11 protein-coding genes are annotated in these 13049 nt (G+C 75.0%); 8 read left to right on the top strand and 3 right to left on the bottom strand.

Annotated elements, in window-relative coordinates; genetic code table 11:
- The first annotated feature begins 7 nt into the window (after window positions 1–7).
- The 4 genes from SH587_RS11910 (at window position 8) to SH587_RS11895 (ending at window position 5903) form a co-directional block, all read left to right on the top strand.
- A complete protein-coding gene (locus tag SH587_RS11910; RefSeq protein WP_320670833.1) occupies window positions 8–2104 on the top strand; it encodes a hydantoinase/oxoprolinase family protein in 2097 nt (698 codons plus the stop codon).
- Between the two features lie 228 nt (window positions 2105–2332).
- Window positions 2333–3400, top strand: a complete 1068-nt coding sequence (locus SH587_RS11905) for a sugar ABC transporter substrate-binding protein (RefSeq protein ID WP_320670832.1) — start codon at window positions 2333–2335, stop codon at window positions 3398–3400.
- Window positions 3397–4914 (top strand): sugar ABC transporter ATP-binding protein, encoded by a 1518-nt coding sequence (locus SH587_RS11900; protein WP_320670831.1) that lies wholly within the window; start codon window positions 3397–3399, stop codon window positions 4912–4914. The genes SH587_RS11905 and SH587_RS11900 overlap by 4 nt, the downstream gene beginning before the upstream one ends.
- Window positions 4911–5903, top strand: coding sequence for an ABC transporter permease (locus SH587_RS11895; protein WP_320670830.1), 993 nt, complete (start codon window positions 4911–4913; stop codon window positions 5901–5903). The genes SH587_RS11900 and SH587_RS11895 overlap by 4 nt, the downstream gene beginning before the upstream one ends.
- A 66-nt stretch (window positions 5904–5969) precedes the next feature.
- Here the strand turns inward: SH587_RS11895 and SH587_RS11890 are convergent, their stop codons facing one another.
- Window positions 5970–6884 carry an acyl-CoA desaturase gene (locus tag SH587_RS11890; protein ID WP_320670829.1) on the bottom strand — a complete coding sequence of 305 codons (915 nt, stop codon included), beginning with the start codon at window positions 6882–6884 and terminating at the stop codon, window positions 5970–5972.
- Window positions 6885–7009: 125 nt separating this feature from the next.
- Here SH587_RS11890 and SH587_RS11885 point away from each other — a divergent pair, with 125 nt between their 5' ends.
- On the top strand, window positions 7010–7396 hold the full coding sequence (locus SH587_RS11885) for a hypothetical protein (RefSeq protein ID WP_320670828.1): 387 nt from the start codon (window positions 7010–7012) through the stop codon (window positions 7394–7396).
- Here the strand turns inward: SH587_RS11885 and SH587_RS11880 are convergent.
- Together SH587_RS11880 and SH587_RS11875 are read right to left on the bottom strand one after the other, a co-directional pair.
- Window positions 7393–8391 (bottom strand): hypothetical protein, encoded by a 999-nt coding sequence (locus tag SH587_RS11880; protein WP_320670827.1) that lies wholly within the window; start codon window positions 8389–8391, stop codon window positions 7393–7395. The two genes, SH587_RS11885 and SH587_RS11880, sit on opposite strands and share 4 nt — an antisense overlap.
- A 60-nt stretch (window positions 8392–8451) precedes the next feature.
- Complete coding sequence (locus tag SH587_RS11875) at window positions 8452–9153, bottom strand: TIM barrel protein (protein ID WP_320670826.1); 702 nt, start codon at window positions 9151–9153, stop codon at window positions 8452–8454.
- A gap of 200 nt (window positions 9154–9353) precedes the next feature.
- Here SH587_RS11875 and SH587_RS11870 point away from each other — a divergent pair, with 200 nt between their 5' ends.
- From SH587_RS11870 to SH587_RS11860, 3 genes are read left to right on the top strand one after another with little or no spacing between them, the layout of a single operon-like run.
- On the top strand, window positions 9354–10295 hold the full coding sequence (locus tag SH587_RS11870; RefSeq protein ID WP_320670825.1) for a class I SAM-dependent methyltransferase: 942 nt from the start codon (window positions 9354–9356) through the stop codon (window positions 10293–10295).
- Window positions 10292–11122, top strand: coding sequence for a glycosyltransferase family 2 protein (locus SH587_RS11865; RefSeq protein WP_320670824.1), 831 nt, complete (start codon window positions 10292–10294; stop codon window positions 11120–11122). The genes SH587_RS11870 and SH587_RS11865 overlap by 4 nt, the downstream gene beginning before the upstream one ends.
- The gene (locus SH587_RS11860) at window positions 11122–13038 is read left to right on the top strand and encodes a hypothetical protein (RefSeq protein WP_320670823.1); all 1917 of its coding nucleotides are present in this window, start codon (window positions 11122–11124) and stop codon (window positions 13036–13038) included. Before SH587_RS11865 ends, SH587_RS11860 begins: the two co-directional genes overlap by 1 nt.
- Window positions 13039–13049: the final 11 nt, after the last annotated feature.

The following is a 13049-nucleotide window of genomic DNA, read 5'->3' as shown; positions in this document are numbered from 1 at the left end:
AGCACCCATGGGATACCGACTGGGCATCGACATCGGCGGGACGTTCACCGACTTCGTCGCGATCGACGAGCAGGGCGCGGTGACGCTCTGGAAGGAGGACTCGACGCCGGCCGACCCGAAGGCCGCGATCGAGCGCGGGCTGGCGGCGATGGCCGGCGAGCTGGGGATGCCGCTCGACGAGCTGCTGTCCTCGGCCGACGCCTTCGTCCACGGCTCGACGATCGCCACCAACACCCTGATCGTCCGCAACGGCGGACCGGTCGGGCTGGTCTGCACCGAGGGCTTCCGCGACGTGCTGCTGTTCCGCGACGGCTTCAAGCCCGAGCGCTTCAACGTCCACCTGAAGCGGCCCGCCGACTTCGTCGACCGCTACCTGCGGATCGGCGTCCCGGAGCGGATCAACGTCGACGGCGAGGTCCTGCGCGAGCTCGACGAGGACGCCGTCCGGGCCGCCGCGCAGCGCTTCCGCGAGGCCGACGTGAAGGCGGTCGCGGTCGCCTTCCTGTGGTCGGTCGTCAACGGCGACCACGAGCGGCGGGCGGCCGAGATCCTGCGCGAGGAGCTGCCGGACGTCCCGGTCTTCTGCTCGAAGGACGTGCTGAACGAGATCCGCGAGTGGGAGCGGACCTCGGCGACGGTGCTGAGCGCCTACGTGCTGCCGAAGATCGGCGACTACCTGCAGCGGCTGGAGGCGTTCCTCGGCGACCACCGGCTGGCGCACCCGGCCCAGTACATGCAGATCAACGGCGGCTGCGCGTCGGTCGACGAGATCATGCAGCGGCCGGTCAACACGCTCCACTCGGGGCCGGCGGCGGCCCCCGCGGCGGCCGCCTACCACCTCGACGCGGCGGCCCGCAGCGGCGACGGCAGCGGCAACGTGATCACCGTCGACATGGGCGGGACGAGCTTCGACGTCTGCCTGATCCGCGAGGGCCGGCCGGCGATGAGCCGCGCGATCCAGGTCGAGTTCCAGCCGATCGGCGTCTCCGGCGTCGAGGTCCACTCGATCGGGGCCGGCGGCGGCAGCATCGCCTGGATCGACGCCGGCGGCGCGCTCCGCGTCGGGCCGCAGAGCGCGGGCGCCACGCCCGGGCCGGCCTGCTACGGCGCCGGCGGCGAGCAGCCGACGGTGACCGACGCCAACGTCGTGCTCGGCTACCTGGCCCCCGAGGCGTTCCTCGGCGGCCGCCGGCGGCTGCGCGACGACCTCTCGGCGGCGGCGGTCGCCTCGCGGGTCGGCGACGCGCTCGGGATGGAGCCGTTGCAGGCCGCGGCGGGGATCATCGAGGTGGTCAACGCCAACATGGTCGGCGGGATCCGCTCGGTCTCGGTCGAGCGCGGGATCGACCCGCGCGGCTTCATGCTCGTCTCCGGCGGCGGGGCCGGTGGCCTCCACGCCGCCCGGCTGGCGCGCCAGCTGGGGATGGGCAAGGTGATGATCCCGGCCGAGGCGTCGACCTTCTGCGCCTTCGGGATGACGGTCACCGACGTCCGCCACGACTACACGATCTCGCGCCACGCGATCTCCAGCGACCTCGACGTCGCGTCGCTCGACGGGCCGTTCGCGGAGCTGGAGCAGCGGGCGCGGCAGCGGCTGCTCGACGACGGCTTCGACGCGAGCCAGATCCGGCTGGAGCGGTCGGTCGACGCCCGCTACCGCAACCAGGTCCACGAGCTGACGATCCCGATCCCCGGCGGCGACGGCTACGGCCCCGACGACCTGGCCGAGATCGTCCGCCGCTTCCACGCCGAGCACGAGAAGCAGTTCACGTACTCGCTGGAGGACGTCCCGGTCGAGTTCCTCCACTGGCGGCTGGCGGCGTTCGCCGTCACGCCCGCCGTGGCCCGCCCGGAGGCACCGCCGGCCGACGATCCCGAGGCGGCCGGCCAGGCGGCCCTGATCGGCCACCGCGAGGCCTACTTCCCCGAGCACGGGGGCAAGGTCGAGACGCCGGTCTACGCGACAGGCTCGCTGGTGCCGCGGGCCCGCGTCCACGGCCACGCGATCATCGAGTCGCCGACCACGACGGTGGTCATCAACCCCGGCGACCAGCTCGACGTGCTCGAGGGCGGCCGGCTGCTGGTGACCGTGGCGACCGGCTGAGCGAGCGGCGGCCACGGCCGCCGCGACCGCTGGCGGTGCGAGCACCCGGGCCCCGTGCCCGGGTGCTCGTCGTCGTGCCCGGCCGGCGGCTGCTGCGGTGGGCCAAGCGGCCGTCGGCGATGTGGCTCCGGACCCAATTGTGGGCGCCCCCGCGCGGCTCGGAACATGGCCCCACGGAGAGGCGATCCGCCGGCGCGGCCGGCGGACGACGAGACGGGAGAGCGGGAGATGAGCAGCACGGGACGACGGATGCGACGGGGCGCGGCGGTCGCGGCGGCGGCGCTGGCGGTGGCCGGCGCGAGCGGCTGCGGCAGCGCCGACGGCGGCAGCGGCGGGGGTGGCGGCGCCGGCAAGCGCGTACGGATCGCCTTCTTCGGCCTCGCGGCCGAGAACGCCTACACCCAGTTCGCCTACAAGGGCGCCCAGGCCGAGGCGAAGGCGAAGGGGGCCGAGCTGTCGTTCTTCGACGGCAAGTTCGACGGCCCGACCCAGATCAAGCAGATCCAGGACGCGATCACGTCGCAGCGGTTCGACGCCTTCGTGGTGATGCCCAACGACCAGCCGGGCGTGGTGCCCGTCGCCAAGCAGGCGATCGGCCAGGGGATCTCGGTCACCGCGCTCCAGTTCCCGATCGGCAGCGACCCGAAGACGGCGCGGCCGCAGGTCGAGGGCCTGACCGCGTCGGTGGTCGAGGACGTCGTCGCCGGCGCCCGGATCAGCGCCGAGGGGATCAACGCGATGTGCCGCGACCGCGACCCCTGCAAGGTGGCGCTGCTCTACGGCTCGCGCAAGGTCACCTGGGACGGCGCGGCCAAGCGGCCGACGATCCTGCGGACGCTGACCCCGAACGTGAAGGTCGTGGCCGAGGCCGACGGCCAGTTCCTCCAGGGCCCGAGCGAGCAGGCGGCGGCCGACATCCTCCAGGCCCACCCCGACCTCGACGTGCTGGCCTCGCCCTCCGGCGACCAGATGGCGCTCGGCGGCGAGCGGGCGCTGCGGGCCGCCGGCAAGCGGATCGGGCTCGGCGACCGGCCGCGCGGGGCGGTGGCGATCATCGGCTACGGCGCGGCCAGCTCGGGCGTCGAGCGGGTCCGGCGCGGCAGCTGGTACCAGACCTACGCGCTGGTCCCGCAGACGATGGCCCGCAAGGCGGTCGACCTGGCCGTCGCGGCGGTCCGCGGCGGGGGCCGCAAGGGCGTCGGGATCGTCCAGACCGAGATCAGCCCGATCGGCGACAACGTCACCCGCGAGGTGCTGCGCGAGCACCCGAGCTTCCGGGCGGAGTGGGAAGGGTGAGCAGCCCCCCGCTGATCGAGCTGGAGGACGTCGGCAAGCGCTACGCCGGCGTCCGCGCCCTCGAGGGGATCTCGCTGACGATCGAGGCCGGGACGATCCACGGCCTGGTCGGCGAGAACGGCGCCGGCAAGTCGACCCTCGGCCGGATCGTCGGCGGCGCGGTGCCGCCGACCAGCGGGACGCTGCGGATCGACGGCCGGCCGGTCGCCTACCGCAGCCCGCGCGAGGCGCTGCGCGACGGGATCGCCGTGATCCAGCAGGAGCTGGCGCTGGTGCCCGAGCTGAGCGTCCGCGAGAACGTGCTGCTGGGCACCGAGCCGGTCCGCCGCGGTGCGCTCGACCGGGCGGCGGCGCGGCGGCGGTTCGACGCGCTGGAGCAGCGGGCCGGCTTCGGCCTGCGGCCCGACGCGATCGTCGCCGAGCTGCCGATCGCCGAGCAGCAGAAGGTCGAGATCCTGCGGGCGCTGGCCCGCGACGCGCGCGTGATCGTGATGGACGAGCCGACCTCGTCGCTGGCCCGCGAGGAAGCCGACCAGCTGCACCAGCTGGTCCGCGGGCTGCGCGACGACGGGCTGGCGATCGTCTACGTCTCGCACTTCCTGGAGCAGGTGATCGAGCTCGCCGACCGGGTGACGGTCTTCCGCAACGGGCGGCTGGTCGAGACGCTCGACTGCGCCGGGCTCGACGTCGAGCGGCTGGTGGTCGGGATGCTCGGCCAGCGGCTGGAGTCGACCTTCCCGGCCAAGCGGCCGCCGGCCGACGACGCGCCGCAGCGGCTGGCCGTCCGCGGCCTGACCCGCGCCGGCGCGATCGAGGACGTCTCGTTCGCCGTCCGCGCGGGCGAGATCGTCGGCCTCGCGGGACTGGTCGGCAGCGGCCGCAGCGAGGTGCTGCGGGCGATCTTCGGCGCTGACCCGGTCGACGCCGGCGAGGTCGTCGTCGACGGCGAGCCGCTGCCCGGCGGCCGTCCGAGGCGGGCGATCGCCGCCGGGGTCGCGCTGGCCCCGGAGGACCGCAAGCGGCTGGGGCTGCTCTTGGAGTTCTCGCAGCGCGACAACGTGGCGCTGCCGCACCTGCGGTCGCTGAGCCGTTTCGGCGCGGTCCGCCGCGGCGAGGAGCGGCGGGCGACCGGCGAGCTGCTGCGGACGGTCGGCGTCTCGCCCCCGAACCCGGCGCTGCCGGTCCAGGCGCTGTCGGGCGGCAACCAGCAGAAGGTGATGTTCGCCAAGTGGCTGCTGCGGCGGCCGCGGGTGCTGCTGCTCGACGAGCCGACCCGCGGGGTCGACATCGGCGCCAAGCGGGCGATCTACGAGCTGATCGTGGGGCTGGCGGCCGAGGGGATGGCGGTGGTCGTCGTCTCCTCGGACGTCGAGGAGGTCCTCGGCCTGGCCCACCGGGTGCTGGTGATGCACCGCGGGCGGGTCGGGACCGAGCTGGACACGGCCGAGCTGACGTCGGACGCGATCGTCCGGGCGTCGTTCGGCATCGAGCACAGGATGGAGGCGGCACGGTGAGCACGGAGACCATCGACGCGGCGGCGGGAGCGCCGCGGTTCGCGTTCGGCCGCGACGCCCGCAGCGTCGCCCGCGACTACGGGATCGTCGGCGTCTTCGTGGCGCTGTTCGTGGTCCTCTCGATCACGACCCCGAACTTCCTGACCAGCCAGAACCTGCTGAACGTCCTCAACCAGAACGCCTTCATCGGGATCGCGGCCTGCGGGGCGACGCTGGTGATCATCGCCGGCGGCTTCGACCTCTCGGTGGGGGCGATGTTCGCCGTCGCCGGCGCGGTCGCGGCCTGGGCGGCGCTGCACGTCGACCCGGTCGTCGGGCTGCTGATGGGAGCCCTGGCCGGGGCGCTGCTGGGGGCGCTCAACGGGCTGCTGGTGACGGGGATCGGGCTCCACTCGTTCCTCGCCACGCTGGCCTCGGGGCTGGCCTTCAGCGGCGTCGCGGTGGCGGTCACCGGCGGCTTCCTGATCGACGCCTCGCGCTTCGACAGCTTCGTCTGGCTCGGCCGCGGCGAGGCGATCCCCGGCGTCCCGAACCCGGTGGTGCTGTTCGCGCTGGTGGCGCTGCTGCTGGGGGCGGTGCTGTCGCGGACCCGCTTCGGCCGCTACGTCTACGCGGTCGGGGGCAACGCCGAGGCGGCGCGGCTGTCGGGCGTGCGGGTGGCGCTGGTGACGGCGAGCACCTTCGTCGTCTGCGGCCTGACCGCGACCCTCGCCGGCGTGGTCGAGGTCTCGAAGTCGGGCACCGGCCAGGCGGCGCCGGGCGGGGCGGGCAGCCTGGCCCTCGACACGATCGCCGCGGTGGTGATCGGCGGCACCAGCATCAAGGGCGGTCAGGGCGCGGTCTGGCGGACCGTGCTCGGGGTGCTGCTGCTGGCGCTGATCACCAACGCCTTCAACATCCTCAACGTCGGTCCGCAGTACCAGGACATCATCAGCGCGGCGATCATCGTCGCGGCGGTGGCCCTGAACTCGCTGGCGGCGCGGCGCTAGGACGACGACGGGCGCGGCCGGTGACCGGCCGCGCCCGCGTGCTCCAGAGGGGGACTGAAGGGGGGCTCAGGCGCTCTCGACCGCGACGCCGGCCGGGGCGCCGCCGGGCAGCTTCTCGGCCTGGCGCTCGCGGCTGATGTAGACCGGCTTGCTCATCAGGCCGAGCTTCACGAAGCCCTTGATCACCAGCGCCGAGATGTCGACCTCGTACCAGCGCATCCCGTGCGAGGCGGAGCGGGGGAACGCGTGGTGGTTGTGGTGCCAGCTCTCGCCCAGCGAGAGGATCGCCAGGAACGGGTTGTTGCGCGAGTGGTCGTCGATGTCGAACCGCGTGTAGCCCGAGAAGTGGCAGATCGAGTTGATGCTCCAGGTCACGTGGTGGAGGAAGAAGATCCGCACCAGGCCGGCCCAGACGAAGGTCTGGAGCGCGCCGCCGAGGGTGCCGTAGTAGGCCAGGCCGGCGACGAACGGGAAGCCGAGGCTGGCGAGGGCGATCCACGGGAAGGCCTTCGAGATCTTCACCAGGCCCTTGTCGCGCAGCAGGTCCGGCGCGTGGCGGCGGGGGGTGCCGTGCTCGACCTGCTTCGACCACAGCCAGCCCATGTGGGCGTGGATCAGGCCCCGCAGGCCCTCGCCGCCGCCGACGTGCGGGGAGTGCGGATCGCCGTCCTGGTCGGTGTGGCTGTGGTGCTTGCGGTGGTTGGCCGCCCAGACCAGCGCCGGCCCCTCGATCGCGGTCGAGCCGGCGATCACGAACGCGTAGCGGACCCAAGGCTTGGCCTGGACCGCCCCGTGGGTCAGCAGCCGGTGGAAGCCGATCGTGACCCCGAACGCCCCGACCAGGTAGGTCGAGACGAGCATCGCGAGGTCGAACCACGTCACGTGCGAGCCCCACAGCAGGGCGATCGCGGTCAGCACCCCGACGAAGGGGAGGACCACGGCGACGACGTTCATGCGGCGCGTGGCGGGGGAGAGCTTCATGCTCGGCACGCTATGCGCAATCCGGCCCCGATTCAGCCGGTGGCGGCGAGAACGGATCGGCCGATTTTCATCGCTTCGTGATGAGTTCCGCCGGCCGGGGACGGTCGGCCCTATCGTTCGCGTCCGTGGGGCTGCTCTCGACCTGGCGCACGATCAACCGCGCGGCCCGCGAGGCCCGCGCCGCCCGCGAGGCCGGCGACCTGGCCGCGCTGGCCCGCCAGATCGGCGACGCCCACGCCGCGCGGGCCGCGGGAGACCTGCTGATCCTGCTCGTCCGCGAGGCCCACGAGCAGGCCGCCGACGGCGTGCCCGAGGCGGTCGCGGCGATCGCGCTCGACCCGGCGGTCGCCAGCGAGCCGCGGCGGAAGGCGATCCTCGCCCTCGGCACGATCCCCGCCCCGGCCGCGCGCGAGGCGCTGCGGCAGCTGGCCGACGATCCCGCCGGGGGACGGCTGGGTCGCGTCGCGCGCCAGCAGCTCGACGCCCTCCGCGAGCGGGCGCGGGGGCGCTAGAAGACCCCGAACTCGCGCACGAGCGGGCTCAGCGGGGTCTCGAAGAGCAGCGCCAGCAGGCCCTGCTCGAACTCCTTGGCCATCCGCCGGACGTCGCGGAAGAGCGGATCCTCGGCGGCGGCGTCGCGGGTCAGCCCGGTCAGGTGGTCGCGGACCGTCTGGTCGTCGAGCAGCCCGATCCAGCGGTCGTAGGCGCCGAGCGCGCGGACCCCGGCGTCGGCCGCGTCGAAGCGCAGGAAGGCCTGCGCCAGGCGGTCGGTCGGCGGCGCCTGGAGCTGGTCGATCAGGACCTCGCGCTGCTCGCTGCGGCGGTGCTCGTGGCAGAGCAGCACCGGCACCAGCCCGCCGGCGAAGAGCAGCTTCCGGTTCAGCCGCAGCTTGGCGTTGCGCAGGCCCCACTTGCGCTCGTCGGCGCGGGCCTTGCCGGCGAAGTCGACGCAGATCGTGCGCCAGTAGCGGATCAGGTCGTTGAGCAGGAACCGCGGCGGCCGGTAGTCCTTCGCCTGCCCGGCCAGGTAGCCGTCGATCACCCGCGCGAAGGCCTCGCGGTAGGCCTCCGGGCCGAGCACCGGCAGCGACTCCAGCAGCAGCAGCATCCGCCGCGTCAGGTTGCTGTTGGAGTCGTCCTCGAGCCCGATGTTGCTGGCCAGCGGCTCGACGAAGACCTGGGTCCCGAAGATCTCCTGGGTGCCGGGCTTCGCCTCGCCGGCGCCGAGCACGCCCTCCAGGTCGGCCAGCGCCGGGCGGGCGCCGGGCCGCTCGTCGCCGGCCACGAGCACCAGGAAGTCGTCGTCGCTGCCGACCGTCCGCTCGCGCCGGCCCCACGAGCCCATCAGCACGATCGAGGCGCCCGGGTCGAGCGGGACGTCGGCCAGCCGCCGCTGGGTCGCGGCGAGGTCGCGCTCGGTGCGCCGGCGGGCCTCCAGCAGGTGCGGGAAGCCGCGCCGACCGTGCTCGGCCAGGCGCTCCAGCGCGCCGTGCGGGGTGTCGCTCACGCGGGAACGTACCCCTCCGGGCCCGCGATTCCTGCTCGCGGCGCCCCGATCGGCCCCCGCTCAGCGCGGCGGCAGCGGCGCCTCGAGGATCCACGGCACGTCCAGGCAGCGCTGCAGCACCGGGCCGAACGCCTCCTCGTCGGCGGGCCGCAGCGGCACGTGGTGGCAGTGCTCGTCGAGCGAGCTGAGGTGGACGTGGCGCAGCCGCTCGCCGAACGCGTCGAGCAGCCGCTGGGCCTCGTCCAGCGACGGGTCGATCGACTGCGCGTGGGGCACGTCGAGGCAGAAGCCGGCCTCCGGCAGCGCGGCGAAGAACGGCTCCAGCTCGTCGGCGGTGCGGCCGTCGGCCTTGCGGGCGTCCATGTTCTCCAGCACCACGGTGGCGCCGAGCGCGGCGTAGCGCTCCGGCCGCTCGATCGCGTCGGGGTGGACGACGATCGCGTCGACCACCGCCGGCAGCGCCCGCAGGCGCTCGACCAGCGCCGACTCCGGCAGCTCGCGGTGCTTGGTCGGCGCGTGGACGCTGAGGAAGCGGAACGGCAGCTCGCGGCGGCTGGCCGCCAGCCAGTCGCAGAGGCTCAGGAACTCCGGCTCCGAGAGCGCCGCCAGCTCGACCGCCAGCGTCGAGACGTCGAACGCGCGCGTGACGAGCATGTCCCACTGGCCGCGCAGCTCGGTCAGGTGGCCGGTCGAGGTCCCCAGCGGGTGGTGCGAGCTGAGCAACCCGCCCACCCGCGCATCGGCGATCGCGGAGGAGACCATGCCCTCGACGGTAGGCCCCGGGTCGGACGGTGCGAGAACTCCCTGCAACTGCCGTTGCACCGGCCCGCGAGCGTCGTCGTCGGACGGCTCGGCGGGGGACGGGACGGGGCGGGCGGGGGCACCGGACACGGGTCGGACAGGGTGGCAGACGGGGCCCGCCGGCGGGCCGCCCGCGCCCGTCGCCATCTACGATCCGGCGCGTGCCGACGACCCCGAGCGCGGACGCCAGCGGCCCCGCCCACTGCCCCTGGTGCGACGCCCCGACCGCGACCGCCGTCGCCGCCGGCCGCCGCCGCGTGCGCTGCCGCGGCTGCGGGGTCCAGCTGACCTGGCCGTGGCCCGACGCCGCGGAGCTCGACGCCGCCTACGCCAGCTGGTACCGGCCCGAGGGCGGCCGCTTCTCCGGCCCCGGCGACGCGATCCTGCGGGTCACCCGCGGCAGCATCGCCCGCCGGCTCGACCGGATCGCCCCCCGCGGGCCGGTGGTCGACGTCGGCGCCGGCGACGGCCACCTGGTCGACGCGCTCGCCCGCCGCGGCCGCTCCGCGATCGGGCTTGAGCGCGGGGGCGAGCAGGGTCCCGCGCGCGCCGACCTGCTCGACCTCGGGCTGGAGGACCTGGAGCGGCCGGCCGACGGCGCCGCCGCGGTCGTCCTCTGGCACGTGATCGAGCACCTGCCGGAGCCGCGGGCCGCCGTCCGCGAGGCCCACCGGCTGCTGGCCGACGGCGGCGTGCTGCTGATCGCCTGCCCGAACGCCGGCAGCCGCCAGGCGCGCTCGTTCGGCGACCGCTGGCTGGCCTGGGACCTGCCGCGGCACCTGGTCCACTTCGATCCCGCCGCGCTCCGCCGGGGGCTGGAGGAGGACGGCTTCGCGGTCGGCCGGATCGGTCACCTGCGGGCCGGGCAGTCGGTCTTCTGCGCCCTCCACGGGCTGGTGGGCCGGGTGCCCGCGACGGCGGATCTCTACGATGCGGTCCGTCGGCCCTCGGCCCGGCAGCGGCCGATCGGCCCGCTGCGGCGGGCGTGGACGGGGGTCGTCGCGGCGGCGCTGCTGCCGCTGGCGGCGTGGGCCGCGGTCGCCGAGGCGGCCGACGGGCGCGGCGCCGGCATCTACGTCGAGGCACGCAAGGGGGAGCGATGAGCGAGGCAGCGCCGAACCACCGCACGATCGTGGTGATGCCCGCGCACAACGCGGCGCGGACGCTGGAGGCGACGGTCGGCGCGATCCCGCGCGAGTGGGTCGACGAGCTGATCCTGGTCGACGACTCCTCGACCGACGAGACGCTCGAGGTCGCCGAGCGGCTGAACATCTCGACCCTCTGGCACCCGCACAACGCGGGCTACGGGGCGAACCAGAAGACCTGCTACCTCCACGCCCTCCAGCGCGGCGCCGACATCGTGGTGATGCTCCACCCCGACGGCCAGTACGCGCCGGACCTGATCCCGTCGATGGTGCGGCCGATCGTCGAGGGCCGCGCCGACCTGGTGCTCGGCTCGCGCTTCCTGCCCGACGCCCGCAGCGCGCTGGCCGGCGGGATGCCGCGGATCAAGTGGTACGCCAACCGCGCGCTGACCACGCTCCAGAACAAGATGATGCGGACGCAGCTGGCCGAGTGCCACACCGGCTACCGCGCCTACAGCCGCAAGCTGCTGCTGGAGCTGCCCTGGCTGCGCAACGCGATCGGCTTCAGCTTCGACAGCGAGGTCCTCTACCAGGCGGCCCACATGGGGGTTCCGATCGTCGAGGTGCCCTGCCGCACGCGCTACTTCGAGGAGGCCTCCTCGATCAAGTTCCGGGCCGCCTCGGTCTACGCGCTGAAGGCGATGTGGATCGGCGTCCGGCTGAACCTGCACCGGGCGCGGATCTGGCGCGACCAGCGGTTCGTCCCGGCCGCCCGCCAGGTGCCGCCGCCGCGGCTGCGCGACGCCGAGGGCGAGCCGCTGCTGGACCGGACGCCCGCGCCCTGATGCCGTTCTGGGTCCACACCGTCGTCGGGCTCGGGGTGCTGGGCCTGCTGGTGGCGGCGGGTTGGCGGCTGGCCGGTCGCAGCGCCGGCGGCGACGGGGCGCTGCGGGTGGCGGGGACGCTGGTGTGGACGTGGCTGGCGGTCCAGGTGACCGGGCTGGCGACGCAGCTGCTGCCGGGCGGGACGACGGCGGTGGTGGCGGTGCTGTCGGTGCTGCTGGCGCTGGGGGTGCTGTGGCGGGTGCCGGCGGGGCGGGCGGATCGGACGCTCGACGGGCCGGCGCGGGCGATGCTGTGGGCGGTCGCGGCGCTGACCGTGGTGGTAGCGGTGCTCGGGCTGCTGCGGCCGGCGATCGGGCTCGACGGGATGGGCTACCACCTGCCGCTGCCGGCGGCGTGGGCGGCGGAGGATGCGCTCGGCGGTCGTCCGGTGGTGGTCCAGACGCTGCCGATCGAGGCCTATCCGGTCGGCGGCGAGCTGGCCAGCGGCTGGCTGATCGCGTTGCTCGGCGCGACCGCGGCGGGGCTGCTGGTCGGGCCGTTGACCTTCGGCGCGCTGGCGCTGGGCACCTGGCTGCTGACGCGGCGGCTGGGCGGGTCGCCGACGGCGGCGTGGGGAGCGGTGGCGTGCGCGCTGCTGAGCATCCCTACGGTGATCCAGGCGACCCAGTCGGCGACCGACATGTCGGCGGCGGCGCTGGTCGCGGTCGGGGCAGCGCTGGCCGTCGACGGCGCGCGGCGGCTGCGGCCCGACGACGGGATCGTGCTCGATCGCGAGGGCGGGGTCGCGGCGCTGCTGCTGGGGGCCTGCGGGCTGCTGCTGGCGGTCGGGACGAAGACGACCGCCGCCTGCGGGGTGCTGGTGGTGCTGCTGTTGGCCTTCCGCGACCGCCAGGCGGTCTGGGCCGTGCTGCGCGCGCGCCGTTGGTGGTGGGCGGCGCTGGCGCTGTCGCTGGCCGCGGGCGGGGTCTGGCTGGCCCGCAACGCGGTCCTCCACGGCCATCCGGCGTGGCCGCTGATGTCGTTCTCGTTCGGCGATCCGGTGCCGCCCTACGTGCAGCCGTTCGTCGATCGCTTCCTGTCGCACCCGGGGACGATGATCGACCTGGCCGGCGATCGCTACCTGCGCTACGCCTGGCCGGTGCCGCTGCTCGGGCTGCTGGCGCTGGCGGTGCTGCGCTGGGGCACGCCGCTGCGGCGGATCGTGGCGGTCGGCGGGGTGCTCGGGCTGCTGGCGTGGACGGTCGCGCCGGCGACCGGGATCGCGTCGCTGAACGGGGTCACCAACCCCGACTTCTCGGCCAGCGCGGTCCGCTACCTGGCGCCCTGCACGGTGCTGCTGGCGGCGGCGGTCTGGTCGCTGCGGCCGACCGGCGCGACGGCCCGGCGGGCGCTGGCGGTGGCCGCGGTGGCGGTGACGGTGGTCCAGGTGACGCTCTTGGCGGTGGCCCGCGACCGCTGGCTGGGGGCGACCTTCGACCGGACCCCGGCCGAGCAGGGCCTGATCGCGCTGGCGGTCGCGCTGGTGGTGCTGGCGCTCGCGAGCTGGCGGCCGGCGGTCGCGGTGCGGCTGGGCGGGCAGCGGCCGCTGACGGCCTACGGGCTGGTGCTGGCGCTGGCGCTGATCGTCAGCGTGCCGGGCTTCTGGTCGCGTCACGCCGACCTGCTGGAGACCGGCGTCCCGCCCGACGGCGGCGACCGCCCGGTGCTCTCGCTGGCGGCGGTCCCGGCCTGGTCGCTGGGGGAGACGGGCAGCCCCGGCGGGCGGCTGGTCGGGGCGTGCCCGGACCTGGAGCGCGGCCAGCGCGAGGGCCACGTGGTGGCGATCCCGGCGTTGCTGGCCCCGAGCGCGGCCTGCAAGCTCGCCGGGCCGTCGCGGGTGGTCGACGACTTCCAGGTCTGGCTGCCGACCGGCTGAGGCCGCTCGGG

The sequence above is a fragment of the Patulibacter defluvii genome (assembly GCF_034096925.1).
GTDB classification, from domain to species: Bacteria; Actinomycetota; Thermoleophilia; order Solirubrobacterales; family Solirubrobacteraceae; genus Patulibacter; species Patulibacter defluvii.
The sequence above is the reverse complement of the archived record's forward strand: the minus strand, read 5'-3'. Positions and strand labels throughout refer to the sequence as shown.

What these genes read in the sequence shown, in the direction of transcription:
- SH587_RS11910 (WP_320670833.1), top strand. Translation starts at nt 8, where the DNA reads ATGGGATACCGACTGGGCATCGACATCGGCGGGACGTTCACCGACTTC.
- SH587_RS11905 (WP_320670832.1), top strand. Translation starts at nt 2,333, where the DNA reads ATGAGCAGCACGGGACGACGGATGCGACGGGGCGCGGCGGTCGCGGCG.
- SH587_RS11890 (WP_320670829.1), bottom strand. Translation starts at nt 6,884, where the DNA reads ATGAAGCTCTCCCCCGCCACGCGCCGCATGAACGTCGTCGCCGTGGTC.
- SH587_RS11875 (WP_320670826.1), bottom strand. Translation starts at nt 9,153, where the DNA reads ATGGTCTCCTCCGCGATCGCCGATGCGCGGGTGGGCGGGTTGCTCAGC.
- SH587_RS11865 (WP_320670824.1), top strand. Translation starts at nt 10,292, where the DNA reads ATGAGCGAGGCAGCGCCGAACCACCGCACGATCGTGGTGATGCCCGCG.
- SH587_RS11860 (WP_320670823.1), top strand. Translation starts at nt 11,122, where the DNA reads ATGCCGTTCTGGGTCCACACCGTCGTCGGGCTCGGGGTGCTGGGCCTG.